The sequence below is a fragment of the Leifsonia sp. Y862 genome (assembly GCF_057669585.1).
On record NZ_JBYHFR010000003.1, the window covers coordinates 208,171 to 228,775 of the forward strand.

At 63.4% G+C, this 20,605-nt stretch carries 17 protein-coding genes and 1 tRNA gene; 9 read left to right on the top strand and 9 right to left on the bottom strand.

The window, feature by feature from the left end:
• Positions 1–44: 44 nt before the first annotated feature.
• Positions 45–1,571 (top strand): SulP family inorganic anion transporter, encoded by a 1,527-nt coding sequence (locus AC25Z0_RS15270; RefSeq protein WP_488133752.1) that lies wholly within the window; start codon positions 45–47, stop codon positions 1,569–1,571.
• A gap of 333 nt (positions 1,572–1,904) precedes the next feature.
• On the opposite strand, the gene AC25Z0_RS15275 is transcribed toward AC25Z0_RS15270, so the two are convergent.
• From AC25Z0_RS15275 to AC25Z0_RS15295, 5 genes are all read right to left on the bottom strand, one after another.
• Positions 1,905–2,750, bottom strand: a complete 846-nt coding sequence (locus AC25Z0_RS15275; protein WP_488120964.1) for a hypothetical protein — start codon at positions 2,748–2,750, stop codon at positions 1,905–1,907.
• 364 nt (positions 2,751–3,114) lie between these two features.
• Positions 3,115–4,530 carry an NAD(P)(+) transhydrogenase (Re/Si-specific) subunit beta gene (locus AC25Z0_RS15280; RefSeq protein WP_488120965.1) on the bottom strand — a complete coding sequence of 472 codons (1,416 nt, stop codon included), beginning with the start codon at positions 4,528–4,530 and terminating at the stop codon, positions 3,115–3,117.
• Positions 4,531–4,532: 2 nt separating this feature from the next.
• Positions 4,533–4,868, bottom strand: coding sequence for an NAD(P) transhydrogenase subunit alpha part 2 (locus tag AC25Z0_RS15285; protein ID WP_488120966.1), 336 nt, complete (start codon positions 4,866–4,868; stop codon positions 4,533–4,535).
• Between the two features lie 2 nt (positions 4,869–4,870).
• Positions 4,871–5,941, bottom strand: coding sequence for a Re/Si-specific NAD(P)(+) transhydrogenase subunit alpha (locus AC25Z0_RS15290; RefSeq protein ID WP_488120967.1), 1,071 nt, complete (start codon positions 5,939–5,941; stop codon positions 4,871–4,873).
• A 310-nt stretch (positions 5,942–6,251) separates the two neighbouring features.
• On the bottom strand, positions 6,252–8,519 hold the full coding sequence (locus AC25Z0_RS15295) for a hypothetical protein (protein WP_488133753.1): 2,268 nt from the start codon (positions 8,517–8,519) through the stop codon (positions 6,252–6,254).
• 242 nt (positions 8,520–8,761) lie between these two features.
• On the opposite strand from AC25Z0_RS15295, the gene AC25Z0_RS15300 reads away from it, so the two are divergent.
• A complete protein-coding gene (locus AC25Z0_RS15300) occupies positions 8,762–9,403 on the top strand; it encodes a TetR/AcrR family transcriptional regulator (protein WP_488133754.1) in 642 nt (213 codons plus the stop codon).
• Between the two features lie 116 nt (positions 9,404–9,519).
• On the opposite strand, the gene AC25Z0_RS15305 is transcribed toward AC25Z0_RS15300, so the two are convergent.
• A tRNA-Leu gene (locus AC25Z0_RS15305) sits at positions 9,520–9,603 on the bottom strand.
• A gap of 285 nt (positions 9,604–9,888) precedes the next feature.
• On the opposite strand from AC25Z0_RS15305, the gene AC25Z0_RS15310 reads away from it, so the two are divergent.
• From AC25Z0_RS15310 to pknB, 7 genes are all read left to right on the top strand, one after another.
• Positions 9,889–10,638, top strand: coding sequence for an FHA domain-containing protein (locus AC25Z0_RS15310; RefSeq protein WP_488120970.1), 750 nt, complete (start codon positions 9,889–9,891; stop codon positions 10,636–10,638).
• A gap of 2 nt (positions 10,639–10,640) precedes the next feature.
• Entirely contained in the window at positions 10,641–11,237 is a 597-nt protein-coding gene (locus AC25Z0_RS15315; protein ID WP_488120971.1) for an FHA domain-containing protein FhaB/FipA, read from the top strand.
• Positions 11,238–11,241: 4 nt separating this feature from the next.
• Positions 11,242–12,471: a PP2C family protein-serine/threonine phosphatase gene (locus tag AC25Z0_RS15320; RefSeq protein WP_488133755.1), complete on the top strand. Its 1,230-nt coding sequence runs from the start codon at positions 11,242–11,244 to the stop codon at positions 12,469–12,471.
• Positions 12,455–13,864 (top strand): FtsW/RodA/SpoVE family cell cycle protein, encoded by a 1,410-nt coding sequence (locus AC25Z0_RS15325; protein WP_488120973.1) that lies wholly within the window; start codon positions 12,455–12,457, stop codon positions 13,862–13,864. Before AC25Z0_RS15320 ends, AC25Z0_RS15325 begins: the two co-directional genes overlap by 17 nt.
• Positions 13,864–15,315 (top strand): peptidoglycan D,D-transpeptidase FtsI family protein, encoded by a 1,452-nt coding sequence (locus tag AC25Z0_RS15330; protein ID WP_488133920.1) that lies wholly within the window; start codon positions 13,864–13,866, stop codon positions 15,313–15,315. Before AC25Z0_RS15325 ends, AC25Z0_RS15330 begins: the two co-directional genes overlap by 1 nt.
• Entirely contained in the window at positions 15,312–17,027 is a 1,716-nt protein-coding gene (locus tag AC25Z0_RS15335; protein ID WP_488120974.1) for a protein kinase domain-containing protein, read from the top strand. Before AC25Z0_RS15330 ends, AC25Z0_RS15335 begins: the two co-directional genes overlap by 4 nt.
• A gap of 89 nt (positions 17,028–17,116) precedes the next feature.
• Positions 17,117–18,814 (top strand): Stk1 family PASTA domain-containing Ser/Thr kinase, encoded by a 1,698-nt coding sequence (pknB, locus tag AC25Z0_RS15340; protein ID WP_488133756.1) that lies wholly within the window; start codon positions 17,117–17,119, stop codon positions 18,812–18,814.
• A gap of 114 nt (positions 18,815–18,928) precedes the next feature.
• Here pknB and AC25Z0_RS15345 read toward each other — a convergent pair whose 3' ends face one another.
• The 3 genes from AC25Z0_RS15345 to AC25Z0_RS15355 are packed head-to-tail and all read right to left on the bottom strand — an operon-like array spanning position 18,929 to position 20,542.
• Entirely contained in the window at positions 18,929–19,567 is a 639-nt protein-coding gene (locus tag AC25Z0_RS15345; RefSeq protein WP_488133757.1) for an anthranilate synthase component II, read from the bottom strand.
• A complete protein-coding gene (locus AC25Z0_RS15350) occupies positions 19,564–19,725 on the bottom strand; it encodes a hypothetical protein (protein ID WP_488133758.1) in 162 nt (53 codons plus the stop codon). The genes AC25Z0_RS15345 and AC25Z0_RS15350 overlap by 4 nt, the downstream gene beginning before the upstream one ends.
• Before the next feature lie 10 nt (positions 19,726–19,735).
• The gene (locus AC25Z0_RS15355; protein ID WP_488133759.1) at positions 19,736–20,542 is read right to left on the bottom strand and encodes a class E sortase; all 807 of its coding nucleotides are present in this window, start codon (positions 20,540–20,542) and stop codon (positions 19,736–19,738) included.
• Between the last annotated feature and the right edge of the window lie 63 nt (positions 20,543–20,605).

The window sequence follows — 20,605 nt, forward strand, 5'->3', positions numbered from 1 at the left end:
CGGTCATGCGCCAGAACGGCTGACGCGGTCTTAGAGTTGTGCGAGTGACTCTCGCTCCTTCCTCCCCCACCGTCTGGGCAACCCTCCGTAACCCCCGACTGCTCAGCGTCGAAGTGCTGGCCGGTGTCGTCACCACGCTGGCGCTCATCCCTGAGGTCATCTCGTTCTCCGTGATTGCCGGGGTCGATCCACGGGTCAGCCTGATGGCATCCGTTGTCCTGGCCATCACCATGTCGATTCTGGGCGGTAGGCCCGCCATGATCACGGCTGCCGCTGGCGCCGTCGCGCTCGTGATCGGGCCCCTGGTCAAGGAACACGGTGTCGAATACCTGCTGCCGACCGTGGTGCTGGCCGGAATTATCCAGATCGCGTTCGGCCTGGGCGGTTTCGCCAGGCTCATGCGCTTCATCCCGCGCTCGGTGATGATCGGCTTCGTCAATTCGCTCGGCATCCTGATCTTCGTCGCCCAGGTTCCGCACCTGCTCGGCGTGCCGTGGCTGGTGTATCCGCTGTTCGCGCTCACCGTTCTCATCGTCGTGCTGCTCCCCCGTTTGACGACGGCTGTGCCTGCTCCCCTCGTTGCCATCATCGTGGTGACCCTCATCTCGGTCATCGCCCACCTCCAGATTCCGAACGTCGGCGACCAGGGCGTGATCTCCGGCGGGCTGCCCGGCATCACTGAACTCCTCGTTCCACTCAATCTCGAGACGCTGGGGCTCATCTGGCCGACGGCACTCAGCGTGGCGTTCGTCGGCCTGATGGAGACGCTCCTCACCGCGAAGCTCGTCGACGACATCACAGAGACCCGCTCGTCGAAGGGGCGCGAGTCCTGGGCACTCGGCATTGCCAACATCGCCGCCGGCTTCTATGGCGGTATTGCCGGCTGCGCCATGATCGGCCAGACGGTCGTCAACGTGAAGCTCGGCCGGGCGCGCACCCGCATCTCCACCTTCGTCGCCGGGGTCTTCCTGCTCATCCTGGTCACGGCTCTCAGCAGCGTGATGGAACTCATTCCCATGGTCGCCCTGGCCGCCGTCATGATGATCGTCGCCCTCAAGACCGTCAACTGGCACAGCGTGAGGCCGTCAACCCTGAAACGGATGCCGCTCTCAGAGACCTTCGTCATGGTCACCACTGTCGTGCTGGTCGTCGTCACCCACAACCTGGCCATCGGCGTTGTTGCCGGAACCGTGCTCGCGATGATCCTCTTCGCCAGGCGAGTCGCCCATGTGGCCAGCGTCGACCGCATCGTGACCGGCGAGGACATGGGTAACACCCCCTCCGCCACCGCAGCCGCCGCAGCCGCAGCCGCCGCCGTGACATACAGGGTGAACGGCCCGCTGTTCTTCGGCAGCAGCAACGACCTCGTCGAGCAGTTCTCGTATGGCGAGGATCCCGACGCCGTGACGATCGATTTCAGCCACGCGCAGATCTGGGATGCGTCAACGGTTGCAACGCTCGACTCCATTGCAGACAAGTACGCCGCCCACGGGGTTTCGGTGTCATTCGTCGGCCTCGATGAGCGCAGCGCGAACCTGCACGGCCGCCTCAGCGGCACGCTCGACCAGTAGTGTCCCGCGCCGTAACCGTCAAAGTCGGCGACTCGTAACCGTCAAAGTTGGCGACTCGTAACCGTCAAAGTCCCCCGGTTGTAACCACCAAAGTCCGTCGGTTGTAACCGGCACAGTCGGCGAAAAACAGCCGATCCGCGGCTAATTCTGTGAATAAGCGTGTGCACAAGCTGTGGTTATACCTGTGGATAAACCTGTTAATAGAAGCGTTTTCCCTGTTGAAACCCAGATTCTTATCCACACAGGCAAAAACAGAGTTATCCACAGCCTGTGCACAAATTGTGGATAACTACAGCAGTGTTATTCGAGGTTCCGCTCGGCGCCTCAGAATCGTTAATCGAACGTGTGTACCTGCGCCAGAGCGTCGGCGATCTCGTCATAGACAGACGGTTCGTCGATGTAGTTCGCATGCACAGCTGGGAGGTCACGCGGGGTCAGCACGACGGCGTCGGTCGGAGGCCTGTCTGCCCAGCTGAAGACCTCTGCCGCCCGGAATCCCAGCGGATCCCGCGGGTTGAAGATGTTCAGCCACGGACTGAACGGCTGCACCTCGAATCCGGGCCGGAGGGTGGTGAGCGCGTCCATGAGGTAGAGCAGCGGCGCCTGGCTGCCGATGGTGACCGCCAGGTCAACCCGCCTCTCGGTCCAGTCAGGGTCACTCAGCAGGTCGATGGCGATGACACCGCCGAGGCTGTGGCCGGCCACAACAACCGGGGCAGACTGGTCCACTCCCCCGATGACCTGCTGGGCAAGCCGACGGATGCCGCCCCCTCGCTTCAGATAGAAGATCACGTTCGCCACAAAGTCGGTGGCGGCCGTCGTGAGGGGTGCACGGTACTTTTCGATGGCATCCGTGAGAATGCGAAGCGAGGTCTCGCGAACGAGACCCTGGGGTGCAGCGGCCTGCGCATCCTGCGCCTCTGTATAGAGGTCGCGCGCGAAGCGGGAGATAGCCTCTTCTCCGCTCAGCGCCTCTGCTCCGTCGGCCAGGGCGCCATAGTGCGCGGGGAGGGCCGGAATGACATCAATGGGCCCGGCCGCAATGTCGGCCCATTCGACTCCCACGTAGTCAAAGTCGGCGAGCTCGGGAATCCGAGCCAGCTGCGCCCGCACCGACTTTTGGTTCGTCTGGTGGTCCTGACGCCCCGTGCCGTGGATGAAGACGAATGTTCCTGTCAATGGATGCCTCCCCGAACCCTGCTGACGACCGTGGCCGGAACCAGATCCGCGCGTTAGCGGAATCCGGGCCCTGCGCCCGAGCCTTGGCTTGCCTCATCGTAGATTGCGACCATGCGATCACGGAAGACCGCTGTCGTCGATGTCCGAGCACGTGAACACCAGTTCCATACTGTCGCTTCTCAAATTTCTTGTCATTCGAATTACACTTTTGTAGTTTTCGAATTACAGCTGTGTAGTTATTAACAGGAGTTTCCACATGTGGATACTTTCTGCAGGCGCCCCTGAATGCCGAAAACCTCCGCTGCCTGTGGGCTCATGCTCACCGGCGGCGGAGGTCTTCGTAGGTATGAATTGCTGAATCGCTCTACAGCGACTTGAGCTCCTCCGTGATCGCAGCGACCGATTTCTTCGCGTCGCCAAAGAGCATCGACGTGGTGGGGGCATAGAAGAGTGGGTTCTCGATGCCCGCGAATCCTGAACCCATCGAGCGCTTGAGCACGATCACCGACTTCGATTGGTCGACGTTCAGGATCGGCATCCCGTGAATCGGCGAATTCGGGTCGTTGCGGGCAGCCGGGTTGGTGACGTCGTTGGCGCCGATGACGATGGAGACGTCGGTGCGGGCAAACTCATCGTTGATGTCGTCCATCTCTTTCATGGCGTCGTAGGAGACATCCGCTTCGGCCAGGAGAACGTTCATGTGCCCGGGCATGCGACCGGCCACCGGGTGAATCGCGTACTTGACCTCGACGCCCTTGGCTTCGAGCAACTTGGCCATGTCTTTCACGGCGTGCTGTGCCTGCGCGACCGCGAGACCATAGCCGGGCACGACGATGACCTGGTTGGCGTATGCCAGCTGAATGGCGGCGTCGGCTGCTGTCGTCGACTTCACCGTGTGTTCGCCGGTGGCAGCTGCCGCGCCTCCGCGGGTGCCACCGAACCCTCCAGCGACAATGGCCGGGATCGAACGATTCATCGCCTTGGCCATGAGGTTGGTCAGGATCGACCCCGACGCACCAACGATCATGCCGGCGACGATCATGGCCACGTTGTTCAGTGCCAGGCCCGCGGCCGCGGCTGAGAGCCCGGTCAATGCGTTCAGCATTGAGATCACGACAGGCATGTCTGCCCCACCAATGGGCAGAACCACCATCAAACCGAGTGCCGCAGCAATCACCAGGGTCACAACGAACCACCAGCCGGCTGCCCCAGTGCCTGCCGCACCAATACCCACCATGACGGCAGCTCCGATGGCAGCGACCAGAATGACAAGGTTCAGCGGTTGCTGCAGCCGCCCGAGCGTGATGGGTCGGCCAGGGAGCACTTCCTGCAGTTTCAAAAACGCGACAATCGAGCCCCAGAACGAGAGTGAGCCGATGATCGCAGCGAAGAGGGATGCGACGACGATCGGGATCACCGGTCCTGTGCCATCGTCAAAGTGGATGAAGCCGTCACTCTCCATGAACTCGGCCCACGCGATCAACGCGACTGTTCCACCGCCAACACCGTTGAACAGGGCAACCAGCTGCGGCATCGCCGTCATCTTGACCCTGCGCGCCGGCGGTATGCCGAATGCGATTCCCACCACGAGGCCGGCGATGATGAGCACCCAGTTGCCGGTGTCACGGATGTGGATGAGGGTGGCGATGACGGCGATGGCCATGCCAGCCGCTGCGACGCGGTTACCGCGCACGGCGGTTTGGGGGCCGGTGAGGCCCATCAGACCGTAGATGAACATCGCGAAGGCGATGATGTAGAGCCCGTAGACGAGATTGTCCATCGTTACTTGTCTCCTTCGGGACGCACGGCTTCGGTGCGCACGGCCCGCTTGGGCTTGAACATGGCGAGCATCCGATCGGTCACGACGAATCCACCGACCACATTGACGGTTCCGAACACCAGGGCGATGAAGCAGATGACCTGCATCAGGATGCTTGGCTCTTCCACCGTGCCGAGCACCGTGAGCGCGCCGAGCACGACGATTCCGTGGATGGCGTTGGTCCCCGACATCAGCGGGGTGTGCAGGGTGTTGGGCACCTTGGAGATGACGGCGAAGCCGACAAATCCAGACAGCACGAGAATGGCGATATTCGCCAGGAATCCGGTGTAGTCGTCCATGGTCAGCTTTCCTCTCGGGGTTCGATGCGGGTGACGCACGACTTGGCGATGACCTCGTCGGTGAAGTCGGGTGCCAGTTGCCCGTCATGCACGAGAAGGGAGACGAGTGCCGTCAGGTTCTTCGAGTACAGCTCGCTCGCGTGTTCTGGCATGGTCGCCGGTAGGTTCAATGGCGACGCGATCGTGACGCCGTGCCGAACCACCGTCTCCCCCGGTTCGGTCAGCTCGCAGTTGCCGCCGGTCTCGCCGGCCAGGTCGATCACGACGCTGCCCGGCTTCATGCCCTCGACCGCAGCCGCCGTCACGAGGCGGGGCGCCGGCCGCCCGGGTACCAGCGCCGTGGTGATCACAACGTCGAAGCCTTTAATGGCTTCCTCGAGGGCCCGCTGCTGCTGTGCGCGTTCCTCTTCTGTCAGCTCCCTGGCATAGCCGCCTTCGCCTGCCGCCTCGATGGCCAAGTCGAGCCACTGCGCGCCCACTGACCGAACCTGGTCGGCCACCTCTGGCCGCACGTCGTACCCTGTCACGCGCCCGCCGAGCCGCTTCGCGGTTGCCAGGGCCTGCAGGCCGGCCACTCCGACACCGAGCACGAGCACGCTCGCCGGCTTCACCGTGCCGGCCGCGGTGGTCAGCATGGGGAAGAAGCGCGTCGACAGTGACGCCGCAAGGATCACCGACTTGTAGCCGGCCACATTGGCCTGGGACGACAACGCATCCATCACCTGGGCTCGCGAGATTCGAGGGATCGCCTCAACGGCGTATCCGTTGATCCTCGCGGCCCGCAGCGCGTCGATCTGGTTCTCGGTGTTCCGGGGGTTGAGGAAGCCGATGAGGGTCGCCCCAGGCACCAGCTTCGCAATCTCAGCCGATGTCGGAGGAGCGACTTTCAAGACCACCTCGGCTGACCATGCGTCGCCGATCTCGGCACCCGCCTCGACATAGAGGGCGTCTGGCATGAGTGCTGCCTGCCCGGCTCCGGACTCCACTATTACCCGAAGTCCCTGGGACACCAGGGTGGCGGCGGCCTTCGGAACTAGGGCCACCCGGCGTTCCCCAGCTTGGGTCTCGGTCACGACTCCTACTCGGAGTCCTTCTTTCTCGCTGACCATGCTTCATCCCTCTTCACTTCGATGTGACGCGCGGAGCTTCAGACAAGGCAGATGTCGGTCCCAACCCAGAACGGACACACGCTATCGACAAGCTATACGCAGATGACGCACGATTTGGTGGACAGTTCTGCATGTCGCAACTCCGATGTGCCTGAGCGGCCTCCACTGGACGGCGAGAAACGACGAACGGCCCCCGAGCAATCGGGGGCCGTTCGTGTCGAACTACGTGTCGCTACTTCACTGTCGCTACTTCACTGTCGCTACTTCACTGTCGCTACTTCACCAAGTTGAGCTCATCCAACTGTGTGAGTTCATCATCCAGCGTGACCGACGGCTCACCGACAGCTCCACCGGCTGCGCCAGGCGCCGGGCCGCTGCCAATCGCGTGCTTCGCCGTGCGGGCAGTCCTCGCGTTCTGGATCAGCGAGATGATGATGTTCGCCACCAGTCCGGCGGCTCCCCAGATCGCGATCGTCAGCAAGAACGCGCCGAGTCCGAACCCATCGAAGTACGTGACCGAACGAACCGACATCAGCACTGCTGGCAGGGGCAGCACGTCCTGGAGCGTCTGGAACAGGCCCGGTTGCATATAGGTGGACAATCCACCACCGGATGCCGGTACGCCGACGAACATGAAGATCGTCACCACGGGGATGACCGCGAGGATTCCCATAAGGCGTGCAAACGCCGCCGTGACCAGCCCCAGGCTGAAGATCGTCAGGATTCCGATACCCAGGAACGCGAAGGCCGGCCCCTGGTAGGCCCCGACGAGGGGGCCGGCGATCGTCCACACGACCGTCGACATGACGACCGCCCACGCCGCGAGAATCGGCACCAGCTTGCGCAGGCGAAGCGCCCAGATTGCACCGCCGGCGAGCACGGTGACTCCGAGGAATCCTGCCATGACCAGGCCCATCGTCATGTACAGCATCGTCGAGCCACTCGTGTCAGTGTCGGCGACCGGCGCAACGTCGACCATCTCAACGTCGAAGCCGCCCTGCAGGGCAACCTGCTGGAAGACCCGCTGCACGACCTGCTGCTGTGCCGTTCCGGCGGCACCCGCCGTGTAGAGCGTTGCACTGGGATTCGTGGCATCCGGCATGACAACGGCGCCGACCAGGTCACCCTCGAACACCTGGTCGCTGGCCTCCTCGGCCGACGAGAGAACCGAGATGTTGAGCATGTCGCCCATGTTCTGTTCCAGACCCTCCGCCACCTGGGCTGCCACGCCTTCGGTGGAGCTCACCACCGCGACGGGAACTCCGACAGGGCTGGGGCTGTGCATCGCCGCCAACATGATGCCAACCATCAGGCTGACCATCAGGAACGGGAACAGGGCAAGTGTGAGGTAGCGCACGGGAGTGGAGCGGGGCTTGCCGTTGGGCGTTGCGGGGATCCGAACCGGTCCGACGGTGGCAGGGACCACGACGGGCTCCACAGTAGGTGTTCCCGCTTCATCGGCAGCGTTGGCCGCCGCCAGGTCCTTGGCTGCTTTCTTCTTGCGGCGCAGGAGATCGAATCCAGCCGTCGCCAGAACCGCGAAGACAGCGGCAATCACGAACCGGAGCAGGTATCCCCAAACCCCGTCGCCGCCAAAGTAGACCACGGAACGAAGTGCTTCGCCGGCGCCGGCCAGCGGCAGGATGCCGTGCAGGAAGCCGAAGAATCCGGGCATGGTGTGCACAGACATCGCCATATTCGACGCTGGCATGCCCATCACGATGATCAGCAGCATTCCGATCAGCACAGCGGCGGGGCCGAGGAGTCGTGACAGGAACAGCTGCATGAGCCCGACGCTGAAGATCGCGAGCCAGCCAATGCCCAGAATGGCGGCCGTGTGGCCTTCAACGGCACCGATGAGTGGTCCGGCGATGAACCAGACGAGTGTGCTCATCAGCGCTGCCCAGCCGGCCCAGATCGGTACGAACTTGCGCAGGCGCAGCAGCTCTGGGGCACCGGTGAGCATCAGGCTGATCGGCATGTACCCGGCCAGCATGAACCCCATGGCCATGAACATCACAGAGATACCCGCGCTGTCTCCACCCGGCAGTGGCGTGAGCTCGTTCACGTCGACGCTCAGCCCAGCCTCCAGGGCGATCGGGGTGAGCATCTGCTGGACAACGGATGCCTGCGAGGCGCCCGCCGCCGACGCGGTGTAGATCGTGGCAGCGGTTTCGTTCGAGCCATCGGCCGGCAGCTCGATCGCACCGGAAATCTCGCGGTCGTGCAGCAGCTGCGTGGCCTCGGCAGCAGAATCGACGATCTGGATGGAGGCGGGGGAATCCTCCGCCTTTTCCAGTGCGAACACGATGTCTTCGGCCAGGGCGCCGCTGCCGATGACAGCCACGGGCATGTCGTGCGGTGACGGTGCGTGCATCGTGCCGATGTAGACGCTCATCATCATGCCGACCATGAGGAAGGCGAACACGAGCGCGCCGATCACGGTGGCAATGGCTGTTTTGCGAGCCTTCGCGGCGTCGGTGACACCGGACTCTGGGTCTGGCGAGGTATCGATGGCGACGGGTGGGGATATGAGTGACATGTGACTTCCTTGCTGCCACGCGGCAACAGCTGACACCGCGTACGAGAAACGGACGTACGCGCAGGGACGGGCCCGAGCGCCTGGAATCGACACAGACTCGGTCCCGCGCCAGTGCGTGTGCCGAATCGGCTACAACTCTGGGAGGCCCGGTAGAGCGAATATACGCCACTTGACTTAGTATCCAAAATCGGCCCGTAGACTGGGCATGAGGCCCGCAGATGCTGGCGTGCGAACGAGGATCGGTGAAGAACGTGGCCAGACCGAGCGGCCCTGCCAGAGAGGCGCTGATGCGCGCGGCAGAACAACTCATCGCGCAGCATGGAGTAGCGCAGGTATCCAGTCGAAGGATCGCCGAGGCCGCGGGCAACTCAAATCACTCTGCCGTCGCCTACCATTTCGGCGGGCGTGACGAGCTGCTGCAGACCATGGTCCAGCGGCAGATTTCAGAGCTCGAACCGCGCCGCTCAGCCCTGATTGATGAAGTGGGAGAAGACGGCGACGTCCTTACCTACGTGCGCTGCATCGTTCTCCCCATGACGGACCTGCTTGCTGGGCTTCCACAGCCGAGCTGGCGAGCCCGATTTCTGCGCCAGACGCTGACCGATCCCGCAGTGGCAGCGCAGTTTGAGAGTGACCCATTGCTCGGTCCGAGCATCCGTCGCGTGGCACGCCTCGTCGCTGACCGACTGTCGCACGTTCCCGCCGACGTGATCAATGGGCGTTTCCGGCTCATTGCGCACATGATCTCCGAGGTGTGCGCAGAGGTCGAGGAACGCAACAGCGTAAACCCAGACCAGGCCGACTGGGTCACCACCGGCCGCTTCATAACGGATGCCGCCGCCGGCATGCTCGTCGCGCCAGACACCTCGCGCTCCCCTCTATAAGAGGGGTCGCAACTCGATCCGCCTGTCGACGGACGGGAACGCTTAAACACGAAAGGCCCCCGATTTCTCGGGGGCCTTTCGTGTTGAGCTGGTTGGCCCCAGCTCATTCATTCGCGTGCGCGAGGGGGGACTTGAACCCCCACGCCCTTTCGAGCACTGGCACCTGAAGCCAGCGCGTCTGCCAATTCCGCCACTCGCGCGAACTTGGAAATGCTAACACCTTCCGGATGCACTTCGCGAACTGAGCCAGACTCGAAAACGCCCGCGGCCACGCTCGATAGCCCTCCAGCGGCGTGAATGACAAGAAAGACCCGCGCTTTCACCGCCGAACCGGCAGAGTGGCAAGCAGGCAGACAATGGGTGCCACAGCAAGCCACGACGATCACCCCATATGATGACAATTCACACTTTGAGGGACCCTCAGGCGAGTTAACACCAGAGGCAAGTAACATGCTCATAGCCAAACGGACCGGATCGGGAGACCTGTGGGCATACTGGATAACTTTGAAAAGGGCTTGGAGCGCGCCGTCAACGGCGCTTTCGCCAAGACCTTTAAGTCGGGCCTGCAGCCGGTAGAGATCACATCCGCGCTGCGTAGGGAGCTCGACACCAAAGCCGCGGTCGTTTCCCGCGACCGTATCCTCGCGCCTAATCGCTTTGCCGTGCGCATGGCGCCGGCCGACTACAGGCGGATGACCGGTATCGGTCCGACCCTCGTCGACGAACTGACCCAGCTCGTGCAGCGGCATGCGGCGACGCAGCGCTATCAGTTCGCCGGCGCTGTATCCATTGCCATTGTCGAAGACCCAAGCCTCAGTGAGGGCATGGTCCAGATTGACTCCAGCAGTGTCTCAGGCACCATCGCCTGGACCCCCGTCGTCGATATCAACGGAACGCGGTATCCGCTGACCAAGTCACGCACCGTCATCGGTCGTGGCAGCGACGCCGACATCACCGTCAGCGACACCGGCACATCGCGCCGACACGTTGAGATCATCTGGGATGGTTCCCACGCCCAGGTACGCGACCTTGGTTCCACCAACGGCTCCCAGCTGAACGGATCTCCCGTGAAGCAGGCAGTCCTCGAACCGGAGTCCGTCATCAGCATTGGTCGAACCCAGATAACGTTCCGGGTGGTCGCGCAAGCGGCATCCGCCAACCCCACCCCGCCAGCCCGCAACAGCGGTTCGGCCGAGCGCCACGACATGGGTGGATTCTGGGGGCCTGCGTCGTGAACGTGAGTGAACTCACCCTCCTGGTTCTCCGCCTTGGCTTCCTCCTGGTGCTCTGGCTCTTCATCTTCGGCATTGTGTACGCCCTCCGCAGCGACCTCTTCGGGCAGCGGGTTCGCAAGCTGCAACCGGATGTCGCTGCCGCACCGGTTCCCTCCCCCGCAGCCGCGTTCCCCAGCAGCCCGCCGCCCGCTGCCGCACCGCCAGCCCCCGCGTTTGCGTACGCCCCGGCGGCAGACCTCCCCACTGAGGCCATCACCTCACCGGGATCTACCGGCTCACCGGCCGCGCCAGGCAGGGCCACCAGCCAGAACGCCACGCGCCTGGTCATCACCTCAGGCCCGAAGGCCGGAACCGAGTTCCCGCTCGGATCCGATCCCGTCACCATCGGCCGCTCCAGCGATTCGAGTCTTGTCATTCGCGACGACTACACGTCGACACACCACGCCAGGCTCATGCTCTGGAATGGCGAGTGGATGATCCAGGACCTCGACTCAACAAACGGCACATTCCTCGCCGGTGCCCGAGTAGCCGTTCCAACGCCGGTGCCCCTCAATACGCCCGTCAAGATCGGCGCAACGAGCTTCGAGCTGCGGCGGTAGGTGCATGGCGACAGTTAGTCAGAGCGCAGCCGTCTCCAACGTTGGCAGGATTCGATCCAACAACCAGGACTCCGGGTACGCGGGACATTCCCTGTTCGTAGTGGCCGACGGCATGGGCGGGCACGCGGGCGGCGACGTGGCCTCTGCGATCACGACGAAACGCATCATCGAAGCCGACCGCCCATACGAGTCGGCTGCTGAAGCCGAATTCGCCCTCCAGGCCGCTCTTATCGCCGCCAATTCCCAACTCGCCGACACCGTGTTCGAGCACTCAGAGCTCACCGGTATGGGCACAACCGTCAGTGCACTCGTCGTCCAGGGCGACCAGGTCGCCATCGCCCACATCGGCGACTCGCGCATTTACCTGTACCGCGACGGCGAACTGTCGCAGATCACCACAGACCACACCTTCGTCCAGCGCCTCGTCGACAGCGGGCGCATCACCGAACAAGAAGCCATGGTGCATCCCCGGCGATCGGTGCTCATGCGCGTCCTCGGCGACGTCGAGTCCTCCCCGGAGATCGACACGTCGATTCTCGCCACACACGACGGTGACCGCTGGCTGATCTGCTCCGACGGGTTGAGCGGTGTGGTGTCGAATGCAGCCATCGCGAACGCCCTGGGCAGTGGCGCGTCAGCCAGGCACGTGGCAGAACGCCTGGTCAAGGAGAGCCTGGATGCCGGTGCCCCTGACAACGTCACCATCGTCGTCGTCGACATCGGTCCGGCCTCAGGCCGTCAGGAGACACCGACAATTGTCGGATCGGCCGCCGCTCCGCTGGCATTCGGCGAAGAGCCCGTGCGCAAGAGCCCGCTCCGCCTCCCTGCCCTCCGCCTGCACCCGGTGCGCGAGTCGCACTTCGAGCCGGACTCGCAGGATTACCTCTCAGAACTCATCGAAGAGGATGCCCGCCGCGTCAAGCGCCGCAAGGCCACCTGGCTGGTAGCGATCATCGTCCTCGTACTCGCCCTCGTCGGCGGCAGCATCCTCGGTTATCAGTGGACGCAGACCCGCTACTTCGTCGGCGTTGAGGGAAACTCGGTCGCGATCTTCCGCGGCGTGCAGCAGGACCTCGGTCCGATCAAGCTGTCCAGTGTCTACGAGACCACCGACGTGTCCGTAGACGACCTCCGGGTGTACGACCGCCAACAGGTCGAGAACACCATCAATGCGCCGTCTCTCGACGGTGCCAAAGTCATTGTCGAACGGCTTCGTGATGCCCAAACCGACTAACAACTCCGCACCGGACACCATGCCACGGGCTGCATCACCGGCCACGGGCAAGATCCGCCGCATCCGCCTGCCGCAGAAGCTGCGCAACCTCGAGCTCGTTCTGCTGATCGTGGCATGCCTCATCAACGCCAGCGCGGTCATCCTGGTGCAGCTCGGCGCACTGGGCCGCATCGACACCCAGCTCGTGCTGCTCGGGGCCGGCCTCTCGGTCCTGGTGATCGGGCTGCACATCGCCATGCGCTTCGTCGCCCCGAACGCCGATCCGTTCATCCTGCCGATTGCGACGGTGCTGAACGGCATCGGCATCGCCATGATCTATCGCATCGACATTGCCAACAACGAGTCCGGCTGGGCGAGCGCATCCGTTCGCCAGATCGTCTGGAGTTCGATCGCGATCATCTGCGCGATCGCCGTGATGGTGGTCATTCGCAATCACAGGGTGCTGTTCCGCTACACGTACATCTTCGGCCTGATCGCCGTGATCCTGCTTCTCCTTCCCCTCGTTCCTGGCCTCGGCCGCGAGGTCAGCGGGGCCCGCGTCTGGGTCGGTATCGGCGACTTCGCCACATTCCAGCCCGGTGAGATCGCGAAGATCGCGTTGGCGATCTTCTTCGCCGGCTACCTCGTGCGCAACCGCGACAGCCTGTCGATGGTGGGCAAGAAGTTCCTCGGGATGCGCTTCCCCCGCTTGCGTGACCTCGGCCCCATCCTGGTGATCTGGGCGCTCTCCATGTCGGTCATCATCTTCCAGCGCGACCTCGGTACAGCGCTGCTCTACTTCGGCCTGTTCCTGGTCATGCTCTACCTCGCCACCGGCCGCGTCAGCTGGGTCGTGCTCGGCATGGCTCTGTTCATCGGCGGAGCTTTGATCGCCAGCCAGACCCTCGACTACGTCCATGGCCGCTTCGCGAACTGGCTCGACGCCTTCAATCCGGACGTCTATGGAGCGGATGGCGGCAGCTACCAGCTCGTGCAGGGTATCTTCGGCCTCGCCAAGGGCGGCCTTCTCGGCACGGGTCTCGGCCAGGGGCGCCCAGACATCACACCGGTGCCCCAGAGCGACTACATCATCGCGAGCCTCGGTGAAGAGCTTGGCCTGGCCGGAATCTTCGCGATCCTGGCGCTCTATATCTTGTTCGTCGCACGCGGATTCCGCATCGGCTTCGCCGGCCAGGACGACTTCGGCAAGCTACTCGGCGTCGGCCTCTCCTTCGTTGTCGCCCTCCAGTGCTTCATCGTCATCGGCGGTGTCACCAGGGTCATCCCGCTCACCGGCCTCACCACCCCGTTCCTGGCCGCCGGCGGATCGTCCCTCGTGGCGAACTGGATCATCGCGGCCCTCCTTCTGCGCCTGTCAGACACGGTGCGCAACCAACCAAGGCTGGTGGTGTGATGAATCGCGAACTCAAGCGGATCAGCATCTTTGTCCTGATCATGTTCCTGGCCCTGCTGTCGTCGACCACGATCATCCAGGTCTTCCAGGCCGACAACCTGTCAGCGGATGCCCGCAACCAGCGCACCCTGCTCGACAGCTACTCGGTTGAGCGTGGACCCATCCTGGTCGCAGGCCAGCCGGTCGCCCAGTCCGTTCCCGTCGATGACGATTACAAGTTCCAGCGCGTCTACAGCAACGGGCCGCTCTACGCACCCGTCACGGGCTTCATCCCCGTCAATGGCGCGCCCACCGGGCTGGAGCAGGCGCTGAACAGCGAACTGAGCGGAACCTCGAACTCGCAGTTCTTCGACCAGCTGACCGCCATCGTCACCGGTGAAAAGCCGGCCGGTGCCGCGGTGGAGACCACCATCGATCCCGTCGCCCAGCAGGCAGCGTGGGACGCCCTCGGCGACAAGACCGGCGCTGTGATCGTGACCGAACCGAAGACCGGGCGCGTGCTGGCCATGGTGTCGAAGCCGAGCTACGACCCGAACCTGCTCGCCGTGCACAACACCGAAGAGGTGAACAACACCTACGAGGCCCTGGTTGACGATCCGACGAGCCCGCTCATCAACCGTGCGATCAACGAGCTGAACCCTCCCGGATCCGTCTTCAAGCTTGTTGTCGTGGCTGCTGCGCTCGATTCGGGCCAGTACACGCCGGAATCGACGTTCCCGAACCCCCTCACCTTCCAGCTCCCCGGTACGGAGACCTTCGTCCGCAACACAGAGGGCGGCAATTGCGGTGGCGGCGATACAGTCACGATCGCCACGGCACTCAAGCTGTCGTGCAACATCCCAATGGCCGAGCTGGGACTCGCACTCGGCCAGGATGCGATTCGCGAGATGGCTGAGAAGTTCGGCTTCAACACCAACTACTCGATTCCCCTCGACGTCTCACAGAGCGTCTTCCCCAGCGGACTCAGCGAAGCTGAGACGGCCCTGTCCTCCTTCGGCCAGTTCGAGGTCACGGCGACGCCCATCCAGATGGCCATGGTCTCCGCCGCGATCGCCAATGGTGGGAAGCTCATGCAGTCGAATCTCGTCGATGCGATCACGGCTCCGAATCTGACCCCTCTCCAGACCTTCGAAGCGAAGGAATTCCAGCAGGTGATCAGCCCAGAAACCGCCGCAACCATGACCCAAATGATGATCAATGGAGTCAATAGCGGGGCTGCGACCAATGCAAGAATAGACGGGGTCGAGGTTGCTGGAAAAACGGGTACCGCGGAGAACGGATCTACGGATCCGTACACTCTGTGGTTCACAGGATTTGCCCCGGCAAATGATCCGCAATACGCGATCACAGTTCTCGTGGAAAATGGCGGGGGCCTTGGTCAAACGGGGTACGGCAACCTTCTTGCCGCACCAATCGCAAAGCAGGTACTAGAGGCGGTGCTGAATAAATGAGACCCACAACAGGGCTCACCTTCGGGGGACGATACGAGCTCAAGTCCCGAATAGCCATCGGCGGGATGGGCGAGGTGTGGCAAGCCACTGACCTCGTCATCGGTCGTACGGTCGCTATCAAGATCTTGAAGGACGAGTATCTCGGCGACCCCGGGTTCCTTGAGCGCTTTCGCGCCGAAGCACGCCACGCGGCCCTCGTGAACCACGAGGGCATCGCGAACGTCTTCGACTACGGCGAAGAAGACGGCAGCGCCTTCCTCGTCATGGAACTCGTACCTGGCGAAGCACTGTCGACGATCCTCGAGCGCGAACACGTGCTGCCGACCGACAAGGTCCTCGACATCGTCGCCCAGACGGCTGCGGCACTGCACGCCGCTCACGCTGCCGGGCTCGTTCACCGTGACATCAAGCCGGGCAACCTGCTCATCACTCCTGACGGCCGCGTCAAGATCACCGACTTCGGTATCGCGCGCATTGCCGACCAGGTTCCGCTGACGGCTACCGGCCAGGTGATGGGCACCGTCCAGTACCTGTCTCCTGAGCAGGCCAGCGGTCACCCGGCATCGCCGACCACCGACATTTACTCTCTCGGCATCGTGGCGTACGAAGCCCTCGCCGGTCGTCGCCCATTCACGGGTGAGTCCCAGGTCGCCATCGCCATGGCCCAGATCAACGAGACGGCACCCGACCTTCCGGTCACCGTCTCTGAACCGGTGCGCAACCTGGTCTTCGCGTGCATCGCGAAGAACCCGGCCGATCGTCCAGCTTCTGCAGCACACCTGGCACGCGCGGCCACCGCCCTGCGTCGCGGCGATGTCGCAGCAGCAGCTGCGGCCGTACCTGCCGTGCTCGCGGGTATCTCGGCGACGGCAGCGACAACCATGCTGATGCCGCGTGCCGGAGATGACCAGACCACCTCCCTCATGCCGACGAGCGCTCCAATGACCCGTGCAGAGGCTGCAGCGGCCGAAGACGCCAAGAAGAAGAAGCGCAGCCCGTGGACGTGGCCGTTGATCGGTCTGATCGCGCTGCTGGCCATCGTGCTGATCGGAACGCTGATCGCACTGTTCTCCCAGCAGTCAGACAACAAGGCGCCCATCGAAACGACGTCGAGCTCTGCTCCGCCAGAGCCGAGCAAGACCGCGACGCAGACGCCAAAGCCAACGCAGACCACGCCACCGGCAGCGGAACGCGTCACCGTGACGGAGAGTGACTTCATCGGACTCTCCAGCGGCGACGCCAGGGCAAAGCTCCAGGAGCTCGGCCTGGTCGCCAACGTCGTCACCGGCAACGCGGCAACCACTCCAGACGATGTTGACAAGGTCTACGCGGTCAACCCGACCGGCCCTGTCAAGATCGGCGAGACGATCACCGTGACGGTCTACGGCGATCTGGTTGCGCCGACTGCTCCATCGACTGCGCCGACGCTGGTCACCGCCGGCCCCATCGGCGCTGGCAACCCTGTCAGCATCAGCTGGCCTGCGCAGTCGTGTCCGAGCGGCCAGACCTTGTCTGGGTACGAGGTCTCCGCCGACAATGGCGCTGCTGTCCAGGCACCCAATCCCACGTCGGCCGACGTGACGACTGCAACCGTAACCGCCGGATCAAGCAACTTCACCGTGAAGTACCAGTACTTCTGTGGCCAGATCCCCTCTGGGTTCTCGCCGGCGCTTCCCGTGACAGTCGTCGTCACGTCAACAACAACGCCGTAACGCCGCAACGTGCACCGAAGCCTCCCGCGGCAGCGCGGGAGGCTTCGGGTTACGATTGGCCGGGTAGTTCGTAAGAGTGGAGTGTCGCATTGACTGAAGATGGCCGCCTGATCGCGGGTCGATACCGTGTAGGCGCGCTGATCGGTCGCGGGGGGATGTCCGACGTACACGTCGGCACTGACTCGCGCCTCGGCCGCACAGTCGCGATCAAGCTCCTCAAGTCCACGCTGGCGATGGACCCCGCATTCCGCACCCGGTTCCGCCAGGAGGCGCAGGCCGCCGCCCGGATGGCGCACCCCACCATCGTGCGCGTTTTCGATGCCGGCGAAGAGACCATCACCGACGCGAACGGGCACGAGTCCCAGTTGCCGTTCATTGTGATGGAGTTCGTCGACGGTCGCCTGCTGAAAGACATCATCAAGGAAGGCCCGCTCGAGTCGGCAGAGGCCGTGCGCATCATCGATGGCGTGCTGACCGCCCTGGAGTACTCGCACCGTGCAGGTGTCGTGCACCGCGACATCAAGCCGGGCAACATCATGATCACCAAGGCCGGCCAGGTCAAGGTGATGGACTTCGGCATCGCCCGCGCCATCTCAGACTCGTCGACCACAGTCGCCCAGACCACGGCCATCCTCGGCACAGCCTCGTACTTCTCTCCTGAGCAGGCCAAGGGCGAATCAGTGGATGCCCGCACCGACCTGTATTCGACCGGCGTCGTGCTGTTCGAAATGCTCGCCGGTCGACCGCCGTTCAGGGGCGACACCCCCATCGCCGTCGCGTACCAGCACGTGAGTGAGCAGCCGGTCAAGCCAAGCTCCATCAATCCGAAGGTATCCCCTGCGCTCGACGCTGTCGTCGGTCACGCACTGGCGAAGGACAGGTTCCAGCGCTACCAGAGTGCTGCCGAGTTCCGTACGGACGTCGAGATCGCCGGCGCCGGCCAGATTCCGGTGCACCGCACGGCCGAGGACGGCGCAGCAGGACTGTTCGGCGCCCCTCCCACCGTCGTGTCGAGTTCTGAGCTCGCGCTGAAGCAGCTCTCAGAAGACCAGACGATGGTGCGCACCCAACGCCGCCCACCTGTCATTTGGATTTGGGCCGGAATCGTCAGCGTGATCGTCATCGTTATCGCCGTGATGTTCTGGGTCTTCAGCCTGACCCCATCGAGCGAGCTGCCAGACAACTCCCGCAAGATCCCCTCGCTGGCTGGCGAGACCTACGACGACGCGCAGAACACCCTGCTCGACCTCGACCTCGCCGCCACCAAGGCGGAGGAACCGAGTGAATCCGTGCCATCCGGCCAGGTCATTCGCACCGATCCGTCTGCCGGCACGATCGTGCAGCCCGCCGAGGTCATCAAGGTCTTCGTCTCGACGGGCGCTGTACCCGTCGAAGTTCCCGATGTCACAAACCAGACCATCACGGATGCCCAGACAGCGATAACGGACGCCGGCCTGGTTCCCGGGTCCGTCACCAGGGAGAACTCGGCCACGGTGCCAGAGGATGTCGTGATCCGCACCGATCCTGAGGCCGCTGCGAAGGAGTTCGCCGGCGTCACGGTGAACTTCTTCACCTCCAGCGGGCTCGTCAAGCTCAGCGATCTGCGCGGGCAGTCGCTGAGTGCCGCGACCGACCTTCTCAACTCACCGTCGCTGAAGCTGACCGCCATTCCGAAGCCGGATTACAGCTGCGAGTCGACGGCGGGGTCGCCGGTCGTCAACCAGTCCCTCGCCCCCGGAGATGTGCCCCAGCGCTCAGAGGTCACCCTCACCTACTGCGCCGGCTAAAAGCCGCCCGACGCCCGACGCCCGACAAGAGTGTCTGGGTTGCTGAGGCGACTCAGGGTGAGGCTAGCTCAGGGTCAGTACTAGCTCAGGGTCAGTACTAGCTCAGGGTCAGTACTAGCTCAGTTTGAGCATGGGGCTCAGGCGCGCGGCCTTCTGCTGCGCATCCGCCAGTCCGGCAACGGCCAGCCAGTTGCCCAGCATCCGGTATCCGCCCTCTGTGAGCACGGACTCCGGGTGGAACTGCACCCCGAAGATCGGCGAGGTCTCGTGCCGCAGACCCATGATGATTCCGCCCTGGGTGCGCGACGTGATGATCAGTTCACTCGGAACAGTTCCGTCAACGACGGCCAGCGAGTGATACCTGGTTGCCGTGAACGGCTGCGGCACACCCTCGTAGAACGAGCTGTCGTCGTGGGTGATCACGGACGTCTTGCCGTGCATGAGCTCTTCGGCGTTGGTCACCGTGGCACCGAAGGCCTCAGCAATGGCCTGGTGGCCAAGGCAGACGCCGAACAATGGCACACCGTTGGCATGTGCCGCTTCAACCACGGCGATCGACACACCGGCCTCTGACGGCTTGCCAGGTCCAGGCGACACCAGAACGCCGTCGAACCCTGAGAGCCGTTCTGCTGCCTCCGCAGGGTCGAATGCGTCGTTGCGGAGCACCTCGGTCTCCGCGCCCAGCTCGAGCAGGTATCCGTTCAAGGTGTAGACAAAGCTGTCGTAGTTGTCGATGACAAGGATGCGAGTCATTGACCGCCCACCGTCGCTTCCTGATTGTTGATGAATGCATCGACCCATGGGAACACCCAGACGTCGAGTACAAAGAGAACTGCTGCCACCAGAATAAGCACGATAAGGATTCGAACCCATATCGGCCCCGGAAGCGCACGCCAGAGTGCTGCATACATGAGTGCGTTCCTATTCCTTGGCCTGGGCGGTGATGATCGGGGCCAGTCCGGCTGGCGGCCCAGCTGAGAGCGGCTGCCAGGAGTCGAATACCCCGTAGGCGATGATCCGCTCAGCAGTGGACAACAGCGGATTGCAGCTCGTCAGCGTGATGATGCGGTCAATCGCAGACGCTGACGGCTGATTGGGTACCGCGGCAATGACCTCGATCTGGCTCGGCTGCACGTACTCGAGGTCCCTGAAGGTGTACGTGTAATAACCGTCGGCCGTCTGCACATAGATGGCGTCACCGATCTGCAATTCGTTGATCAGGTGGAGTCCGCCGCCGTACGCACTGCGGTGCGCGGCTACCGCGAAGTTGCCCACCTCGCCCGGCATCTGTGACACCGGATAGTGACCGATGCCCAGCCGAGTGCTGTTCAGCACATTGGTCCCCGTTCCACCGGCGATGGTCCGGTGGTAGTCAGCGCCGAACCGCGGCACGTAGAGCACGGCGAACGCTTCGCCATCTTCTGGCGGGGCCGCAACGATGGGAGCACCATAGTCGACCGGTTCCGCCGGGTCTGTGGGCACGGGAGCCGGCGGGGCATCGGCTATCCACTGCTGGCTGATGTCTGTGGCCGCACTGGACTGCGCCTGGGCAGTGACCAGGTCGTTCCACCACAGCTGCCACACGAGGAACAGCATTACCAGCACACCTGCCGTGATCAGCAGCTCACCCAAAACACCGATGACAGTGACCGGTCGTCGATTTACCGCTCGGTGACCATACCGGGTCGTTGGCTCGTGAGCCGGGGAATCCGGGAGGGTCGCGGTCATCCTCCGAGTCTAATCAGGGATTGTCTGCCGAAATCTGGCAATTGGTGCTGCGATTGGCCTCAA